This is a genomic window from Streptomyces sp. NPDC005761 (assembly GCF_040630635.1).
In the GTDB taxonomy this organism is placed as follows: domain Bacteria; phylum Actinomycetota; class Actinomycetes; order Streptomycetales; family Streptomycetaceae; genus Streptomyces.
Window position 1 is genome coordinate 100,133 of the sequence record NZ_JBEXXX010000028.1, and the last position, 7,488, is coordinate 107,620.

The 7,488-nt window shown below is 71.7% G+C and carries 4 protein-coding genes and 1 pseudogene; 3 read left to right on the forward strand and 2 right to left on the reverse strand.

Annotation, left to right across the window (positions count from 1 at the left end):
• Positions 1-16 precede the first annotated feature (16 nt).
• Both ABZ434_RS24160 and ABZ434_RS24165 read left to right on the forward strand, forming a co-directional pair.
• Positions 17-1,699: a CocE/NonD family hydrolase gene (locus tag ABZ434_RS24160; protein WP_359140501.1), complete on the forward strand. Its 1,683-nt coding sequence runs from the start codon at positions 17-19 to the stop codon at positions 1,697-1,699.
• Between the two features lie 308 nt (positions 1,700-2,007).
• A complete protein-coding gene (locus ABZ434_RS24165; RefSeq protein ID WP_359140504.1) occupies positions 2,008-2,223 on the forward strand; it encodes a DUF6243 family protein in 216 nt (71 codons plus the stop codon).
• A 171-nt stretch (positions 2,224-2,394) separates the two neighbouring features.
• Here ABZ434_RS24165 and ABZ434_RS24170 read toward each other — a convergent pair whose 3' ends face one another.
• The gene (locus ABZ434_RS24170) at positions 2,395-4,194 is read right to left on the reverse strand and encodes a DUF4157 domain-containing protein (protein WP_359140507.1); all 1,800 of its coding nucleotides are present in this window, start codon (positions 4,192-4,194) and stop codon (positions 2,395-2,397) included.
• A gap of 139 nt (positions 4,195-4,333) precedes the next feature.
• Positions 4,334-4,713, reverse strand: a pseudogene (locus ABZ434_RS24175) (hypothetical protein); the annotation flags it as partial.
• A 435-nt stretch (positions 4,714-5,148) separates the two neighbouring features.
• On the opposite strand from ABZ434_RS24175, the gene ABZ434_RS24180 reads away from it, so the two are divergent.
• Positions 5,149-7,119 (forward strand): glycosyl hydrolase family 28-related protein, encoded by a 1,971-nt coding sequence (locus ABZ434_RS24180; RefSeq protein ID WP_359140510.1) that lies wholly within the window; start codon positions 5,149-5,151, stop codon positions 7,117-7,119.
• The last annotated feature ends 369 nt before the right edge of the window (positions 7,120-7,488 follow it).

A 7,488-nucleotide genomic window follows, 5' to 3' on the forward strand; every position in this document is an offset into this window, starting at 1 on the left:
GCGACGGAGGCGAACGATGACATCACCCACGCACGACGCCCTGCCGAGGCCCGCCCGGACCCTGCCGTCGGCCAAGCCGCCGCTGTCGGCACGGCTGATGCGGGCCACCTGGCGCGGGCTGCCCGCCGCACGGCACAAGGCCGGGTGGGAGCCGGGCCTCACCGTCCCCGCCGCCGACGGCAGCGCCCTGATCACGGACCACTACTTCCCCCGTGACGCGGGTGACTTCCCCACCCTTCTCGTGCGCTCGCCCTACGGCCGGGGCGTGCCCTGGTCCCCCCAGTACGGCATGCTCTTCGCCGAACAGGGCTTCCACGTGATCCTGCAGAGCTGCCGCGGCACCGGCGGCTCGGGCGGCACCTTCGACCTCTGGCGCAACGAGGCCGTCGACGGCCTCGCCACGGTGAACTGGCTGCGTGAACAGCCCTGGTTCGACGGCACCCTGGGCACGGTCGGACCCAGCTACCTCGGCTACGTCCAGTGGGCGCTCGCCCTGGACCCGCCGCCGGAGCTGAAGGCCATGGTGGTCCAGGTCGGCCTGCACGACCCGTACGCCCTCTTCCACACGGACGGCGTGCTCCACCTGGAGAACGCGCTCCTCGTGGGCGCCGGAATGACCTACCAGCACCGCGGCATGAGGCCGTTCGTCAAGGCGACGATGCGCCTGAGGCGCCACCTGAAGGACATCGTCGACGCGCGCCCGCTCAAGGGGGCGTACACGGCCGCCCTCGGGCAGCAAGTGCCCTGGCTCGACGACGTGATGACGCACCCGGACGCCGATGCCCCGTACTGGCGGGGCGCGTCGGCAGGCGGGGCGGCCGACCGGCCGGGCATCCCCACCGCCCTCGTCACCGGCTGGCACGACGCCCTCGTCGACCAGACCTTCCAGCAGTACGCACGGCTGCGGCGGGCGGGCGGCGAGGCTGCCCTGCTCGTCGGCCCGTGGACGCACACCTCCGCCCTGACGAGGGGCTGGCCCGAGGTGTTCGCCGAGAGCCTGGCCTGGCTCCGCGCCCACCTGTGCGACGACCCCTCGGAGCTGCGCCCCACCCCCGTACGCATCCACAGGGGCGGCGCGGACGCGGCATGGCAGGACCTCGACGCGTGGCCCCTCACCCCTGCCACCACCTCGTGGTTCCCGACCGCCGACGGCCACCTCACCGAGCAGCCGCCCACGGACGCCGCCCCCCTGGCCTCCTTCCGCCACGACCCCGCCGCCCCCGCCCCCTCCCTCGGCGGTCCGCTGCTCTCCGCCACGGCGGGTGCCCGGAACAACGGCACGCTGGAGTCCCGCGACGACGTCCTCACCTTCACCGGCCCGGTCCTGACCGCACCCGTCACGGTGCTGGGCGCCGTCTCCGCGAGGATCAGCGTGTCCACGGACACCGGGCACGCGGACGTCTTCACCCGGCTGTGCGACGTGGACGCGGCGGGCCGCTCCACCAACGTCTGTGACGGACTCGCCCGGGTGCTTACGGCAGGCGAGGATCCGGCCCACGTCACGGTCCCGATGAGCGTCACCGCGTACCGCTTCGCCGCGGGCCACCGCATTCGCTGGCAGATCAGCGCGGGCGCGCACCCGCGGTATGCGCGGAACCCCGGCACGGGCGAGTCCAGGGTCGAGGCACGGGAGTTCGTCCCGGTGCGGGTCACCGTCCACGCGGATTCCTTGATCATGCTGCCGCAGGGTGAGGAGTGAGAGGGCGCGGCCTTCCATGGAGCACGCCGTCCTGAGCCACGGAGTCGACCGGTGCCACGACACGGTGGGCGACTGGGGTTTCCGGAGGGACGGCTCACCCCGCGCGCACGCCGCGGGCCCGGCCGGTGCGGGGGCGGCGAGAAGGATGGTGTGCGGGGCCGACGGAAGCGGGTAACGTCTTTGTCATGTTCTTCCAGCGTCGATTTACGAGGAAGAGCGTGATGGGCCCCCGCTGACGGCCTTCGACGTCGCCGCCCCTCACCACCGATGAATCCGTAGATCACTTCACATCATGACCGGGAGAACCCATGACCGTGAGCAAGAACATCAACAACCCCGTGGGCATGGGCGGCGGCCAGCGCAAGCGGCTGTCCCGCGCCGAGCGGCAGAACAACGGTCCGCACCGCAACCTCGACCGCAAGGGTGCCGCCGACCAGAAGGCGGAGCTGGTGCGCAAGATGCGCGAGAAGACGGGCGCGGCCGAGGGCACCGGGCAGGCGGACGACGACACCGCACAGAGCTGACGCACCGCCGCCGCAGGGGTGGCACCGCAGGGGATGGGCCCGGACCGCGACGCGCGGTTCCGGGCCCTCCGCCGTACCGGGGCTCCGGGGCGCGGCCGGTCCCGCCGGGAACTCGGCCGGCCGGGGCAGCCGCAGATTCGAAGGTGCGCCCGTAGCCGGCCGTCAGCCCCTTCAGGCCAGCGCCTCCACCAGGACGCGGGGCAGGAAGGTGGAGGTCGGGACACCGACCTCCTCGCAGAAGTCGGAAAGTCTCATCCCCGCGGCGTCGGTGTCGACCTTCCGGTTCCGATAGATGTTCTGGCCGATCCGGTAGCGGGTGGGCGTGACTTCCTCGACGGGGATCGATCCCGCGTACCCGGGCAGGGTGAGAGCTCCATTGACGACGCGACCGTCGGCGGGCAGGTCGAATTCCATGGACCCGCCGACGGGCCGGGCCTCGGGGAGGAGTTCGGCGAGCGACACCTTCTCCTTCGTGACGACTGTTTCCTGCGCGGTGTTCAGTTTGACGTAGATGAAGGAGCCCTTGATCTCCATGGGGTGGATCGGCTGACCGTAGTAGAAGAACTTCGTCTTCTCCTCGTTCTGGGAGATCCCGGTGTACCTCCCCCTCCCGATGTCGTCCATCCGCATCATGAAGTAGGTGTAGTCCCGCATGTGCGCCCTGCCCAGGGCGCCGGCCAGCCGGTCCACCTCTCCCACCGAGGTCACCTCGGTCCAGGCGGTGGCGTCGAAGGGACGCGGGGTGGCGTTCACGGTGATGTTCAGGATCTCGCGCAGAAGCCGTGCCTGCTTCTTCTTGTCCTGGGCCGCGTTCGCGGCCTTCAGCTCGTCCCCCAGAGCGGTGAGACTCGTGAACTGGGCATCCCCGAGCGCGGAGAAGCTCCGGCCGTCGTAGTCCGTGTCCTCTCCGCTGCCGGTCGGTTCCGCGCGGAGACCGGTGTTGGGCCCCAGGAACTGATTTCCGCCCTGCCATTCGTAGAAGGCGTAGCGGATCTCGTTGAGGTTGTTCCCCAGGAATTCGGCTGTGCCGCCCCCGCCCGTCTTGACCAGTGCGGTGCGCAGCCTGGTGCGGAAGTCGTCCCGGTTCATGTGCGGCGGGATCTCGACCTTCAGATTCGCCAGCATCGTGTCGGTGATCACCTGGGGCACCGCCTGGCGGAGCAGGGCTGCCCGTTTCTCGGCGTCCACGGAGTCCAGCGCTCCGCTCAGCTGGGAGTGGGCGACGACGTGGTGCGCGGTCAGTTCCCACCCGTTGTGCGCGCCGCCGGCGGCGTGGGGGTTGTCGCTGCGCATCCGCTGCACCGATGGGGCACCGGAGCCGGGCGCGGGGGCTGTCGCCTCCGCCGATTCACGGGCCGGGGCACTGCGGGACAGGACGCGCGTCGCCTGCTCCTCCGCCTCCCGCTCGAACCGGTCGGAGGGGTCGGAGACCCGGAGGCCGCCGCCGTTGTCGGTGCCGCTCACCGGTCCCTGGCGCTGCTGGATGACGTGGGTCAGCTCATGGGCCAGGGTATGCCGGTCGCCCCCGCCGTCGCCCAGCACGATGTGGTTCCCCGAGGTGTACGCGCGAGCACCGATCTCGGCGGCGGAGGTACGGGCCGCGCCGCCGGTGTGGAGACGTACATCGGTGAAGTCGGCGCCGAACCGGGCCTCCATGTCCGTACGGGTCCCGTTGTCCAAGGGCTGTCCGGCGGAGCGCAGTACGTCGTGTACCGCCGAGCGCTGCACCGAGACCGGCCCGCCCTGCTCGTGCCCGCAGTCCGTGCCGTGCCGGTGCGTCTCCTCGGCTCCGGCGTGGCCCGCTTGGCGCAGCAGCTGGACCACGGCCGCGTTCCCGGCCGCGCGCGGAAGCGGCAGCAGCCCCTGGGGGCCGGCGCTCCCGGCCCTCTCCGGTGCGGGAGCGGGCTTGCGCGCCACCGGACGACCGGTTCCGGCGTCGTCGTGGGCGGGCTTGGAGGCGTGCGGGCGCATCCGGTGACCTTCCGGGCTGGACGGAGCGAACCTTCCTTGTATACCCGGGACATACCGGGCGGGGACAGGTCCCCCGAGGGCAGAGAGCGTTGCCCGACGGGGGCGGCGAAGGGTCATGGCGAGGCGCCGGTCCTGGGCCCAGCACGAACGCCCTGGAACGGGTGGGCCGTTGGGTGGGCGGTACGTCGCCCCGGGTGAACGCCGCTCACCACTCGTCGTCGCGCGCGGTACGGGAGAAGAACGTACGGGTGACCCAGAGCAGGGCCTTCTCGGTGGCGACGCATTCGCTGCCCCGGCGCAGATGCCCGCTTTCTGGAGGCGGTTCGACGTGGTCCGCAGCGCGCACTGCCCGTACGGGAGCGCCTTGGCGAGAGTCTTCACGGAGATGTCGGCGCCGTCGCACAGCCCGTCGATGTACGCGGCGATGGCCGCGTCGCGGGGGAGGAGGCGGGCGAAGTCGCAACCGTTGCGCGGGCGTTGGTCCGGGGCCGAACGCTTGCCGTATCCGGGGGTTGCCATCGGATGGTCGAGTGTGGGTGCGGGGCCGGGCGAGGAGGGCCGGTTCGAGGTGTGCGGAGGCGTGTCCGGCATCCCTCGGGATGCCCGTGACTGCCCGGTGCGCACCGGGTAGCTCAGTGGTCGGCAGCTGTCCCGGTGGGTGCGAGGGGCATCGCAACGACGCGAGTGGGTGCGCGCAAAAAACCGACGAGATTGCGCAGGTGAATCACAACACGTCGATATTCTCTGGCAGATGTCTTGTGGGGCGAGGCGTACGGGTCCTACTGTCGGCTCACCTTCTCGGCGGCCGCCCCACCGGGACATCCCGGTCGTTCACCCCCGCCTCACCCTCCTCAGAGAAACGGGCCTGCGATGTCACGGAAGTTCACCGGTGCCGGAGCGCGGCTGCGAAGACCGCAGAGCCGAACGGGGCTGTACGCGGCTGCCGTTGCCTCGATGACCGCGGCCGCCGTCGGCCTCGGTGTGCTGGCCGGTACGCCTGCGGGTGCTCACTCCGCCGCCCCCACCCCCGTCGTCACCCGGGCCGCCCTGGACCCCGCGCTCGTCGCGGGGCGGGGCGCGAGCGTGGCGTTCGCCGAGCAGGAGGCGGAGAACGCGGCCACCGACGGCACGGTCATCGGCCCGGACCGCACCGCGTACACGCTTCCCGCCGAGGCGTCCGGCCGTAAGGCGGTCGAGCTCACCCCGGGCGAGCACGTCGAGTTCACGCTCCCGAGCGCCGCCAACGCGATCACGGTCCGCTACAGCATCCCGGACGCGCCGGGCGGCGGCGGGATCACGGCACCGCTGGACGTCGCGGTGAACGGCAAGAAGCGCTCCACGATGACGCTGACCTCGCAGTACTCCTGGTTGTACAACCAGTACCCGTTCTCCGACGACCCCGGCGCCGAACTGCTCCACCCCGACTGGTGGATCACCGAGTGCTCCTGCGTACCCGCCGCCACGAGCCCCGCCCCGGTGATCGAGAAGCCCTTCCGGCCCAGCCACTTCTACGACGAGCAGCGCCTTCTGCTCGGCCGCACCTACCGTGCGGGCGACACCGTCCGACTGACCGTTCCCGCCGGGAGCCGGGCCGCGTGGACGGTCGTCGACCTGCTGGACTCGGAGCTCGTCGGCCGGCCGCACGTCGAACTCCTTGCCGCCGACGTCCTTGCCTTCGGGGCCGATCCGACCGGGCGGCGGGACGCGGCGGACGCGATCGAGAAGGCCATCGCCTTCGCCCGGCGCACCCATCTCACGGTGTACATCCCGCCGGGTACGTACCGCGTCGACCGGCACATCGTCGTCGACGACGTCACGATCACCGGCGCGGGCAACTGGTACACGAAGATCAAGGGCCGCGAGGTGACGCTCGACGAGCCGGCCGCCGACGGGTCCGTCCACACCGGGGTCGGCTTCTACGGCAAGGACGCGGCCGACGGCGGCAGTCGCAACGTCCACCTGTCCGGCTTCGCCATCGAGGGCGACGTACGGACACGCATCGACACCGACCAGGTCAACGGCATCGGCGGCGCGATGAGCGACTCGACCATCGAGGGCCTGCACATCAGGCACACCAAGGTCGGCATGTGGTTCGACGGGCCGATGAAGAACCTGCGGGTCCGCGGCAACATCATCGTCGACCAGATCGCCGACGCCATCAACTTCCATACAGGGGTGACCGATTCGCGGATCACCCACACCTTCGTACGCAACTCCGGCGACGACGGTCTGGCGATGTGGTCCGAGAGGACGGCGAACGCCCGCAACACCATCGACCACAACACCGTCCAGAGCCCGGTCCTCGCCAACGGCATCGCGGTCTACGGCGGCACCGACAACACCGTGTCGAACAACCTGGTCGCCGACCCCGTCCGCGAGGGCAGCGCTCTGCACATCGGCTCCCGCTTCGGCGCCGAGCCGTTCACGGGAAAGCTGAACCTCGACGACAACACGACGGTGCGTGCCGGTACGTACGAGCTGAACTGGAAGATCGGGCTCGGCGCCCTGTGGATCTTCGCCCTGGACAGGAGCATCGACACCGCGGACATCCGGGTCACCGGTGACCACTACCTCGACAGCACCTACAACGCGGTCATGCTCGTCTCCGACTGGGCCGTGAAGGACCGGTACGACATCGAGGGCGTCCACTTCAAGGACATCAGGGTCGACGGTACGGGCACCTCGGTGCTGAGCGCCCGCGCGGCGGGCGGGGCGAGCTTCGAGAACGTGGACGCGCGCAACGTGGGCGCCGTCGGCGTCAACAACTGCGGTTCGTTCAACTTCCCCGCGACGGGTTCGGAGTTCTCCCTCACGGACCTGGGAGGCAACGGCGGCGGCTGGCTCGCTCCCTGGCTGCTGCCCAACACGGTCACCTGCGACGACCGCCCGCCGGTCGTCCCGCCGCCGGCGCCGGGGGCGTGGTGACAGCCGAAAGCCGCCACCGCCCGCGAGGGGCCGGGCAGTGCAGGGCGCCGGTCTCGCCGTGATCGGCGCGCGGGAGGCCTGCGAGGTCCCCGCGCACCGTTCAGCCGCGCGCGGGTCGCCGAGGCCGGGAAGCACCGGCCGCCCCGCGCACACCCGCACGCGCCGAGGTGGCCCGGCCGGGGGGGGGGGCGCCCCCCGCGCGGGGCTGGGGGCGGGTGGGGGGGGGGGGGGGGGGCGCGCGCCCCCCCCCCCCCCCCCCCGCGGCGGCGCGGATGGTGGAGGCTGCGCGGGGGGTGGCGGGGCGGTTGGTGTATGCGGGGGAGCGCCGGCTGGTGGCGGACTGTGCGGCGGCGGTGCGGGAGGTGGCGG

What these genes read in the sequence shown, in the direction of transcription:
- ABZ434_RS24160 (WP_359140501.1), top strand. Translation starts at nt 17, where the DNA reads ATGACATCACCCACGCACGACGCCCTGCCGAGGCCCGCCCGGACCCTG.
- ABZ434_RS24165 (WP_359140504.1), top strand. Translation starts at nt 2,008, where the DNA reads ATGACCGTGAGCAAGAACATCAACAACCCCGTGGGCATGGGCGGCGGC.
- ABZ434_RS24170 (WP_359140507.1), bottom strand. Translation starts at nt 4,194, where the DNA reads ATGCGCCCGCACGCCTCCAAGCCCGCCCACGACGACGCCGGAACCGGT.
- ABZ434_RS24180 (WP_359140510.1), top strand. Translation starts at nt 5,149, where the DNA reads ATGACCGCGGCCGCCGTCGGCCTCGGTGTGCTGGCCGGTACGCCTGCG.